Source organism: Desnuesiella massiliensis (genome assembly GCF_001403615.1).
GTDB classification, from domain to species: domain Bacteria; phylum Bacillota; class Clostridia; order Clostridiales; family Clostridiaceae; genus Desnuesiella; species Desnuesiella massiliensis.
On the sequence record NZ_LN879447.1, the window covers coordinates 1 to 982 of the forward strand.

Below are 982 nucleotides of genomic sequence, written 5' to 3' on the forward strand. Positions count from 1 at the left end.
AGCCAGGATCAAACTCTCAATTTAAAAATTTAAGTTTGATTGCTCATTCTTACTTTGTCTTATGATTTCTCATAAAGAATTGCTGGTTTCATGTTTATTTTCCTCTGTTTAATTTTCAAAGACCATGTCGCTTTATCTGAGCGACTTCTATATCTTATCATCTAAGTTTTTATCTGTCAACAAGTTTTTTTAGATTTTTTTATCTTTTTAACTTGTTATTTTATCAGTGTGCTTAAATGATTTGTTTTTGTATCGCTTGCTTCAAGCGACTTCTATATATTATCATGGGTTATAAATTGCAAACTTTGCTTAATATGCTATTTTTCAAAATTATTTTAGTATATCTCTTTCTTTCTTTATTTTTCTTAATATTTCATAAAATGATACACTAGGGGGTGTATATAGGATTAAAACCGATATTATATATAGAAATCCCTTTAGCTACTAATTTGCACAGGCACCATAACACCTAAAATAGCAATGAATTTTTAAAATAAAAACTTTATCTTTGCATAGTCAGCTAAGAGTTTATTATAATGGTTTATCGCTAATATATAACCACTCACTATTAAATTTTCTATTTACCTTAATACAAAATAACCATTCTTTCAAGCAAACGCATAGTCTATGTTCTTAAATAATTCTCTTATATTTTAAAAAACAAAAAACCACAAACATATCGTTTGTGGTTTTTTTGGTGGAGATAAAGAGATTCGAACTCTTGACCCCCTGCGTGCAAGGCAGGTGCTCTCCCAGCTGAGCTATACCCCCATATGGTGGACCTTCAGGGACTCGAACCCCGGACCAACCGGTTATGAGCCGGTTGCTCTAACCAACTGAGCTAAAGATCCATAATGACCTGGCGACGACCTACTCTTCCACAAGGTCTCCCTTGCAGTACCATCGGCGCTATAGAGCTTAACTTGCGTGTTCGGTATGGGAACGAGTGTTACCTCTATGCCATAATCACCAGATGTTATTT

General features: G+C 33.6%; 2 tRNA genes and 1 rRNA gene. All 3 read right to left on the reverse strand.

What is annotated here, in order from left to right:
* Nucleotides 1-695: 695 nt before the first annotated feature.
* Nucleotides 696-771: transfer RNA gene (locus BN2665_RS00045), tRNA-Ala, on the reverse strand.
* 3 nt (nucleotides 772-774) lie between these two features.
* Nucleotides 775-851, reverse strand: a tRNA-Ile gene (locus BN2665_RS00050).
* Nucleotides 852-857: 6 nt separating this feature from the next.
* Nucleotides 858-974, reverse strand: a 5S ribosomal RNA gene (gene rrf, locus BN2665_RS00055).
* Between the last annotated feature and the right edge of the window lie 8 nt (nucleotides 975-982).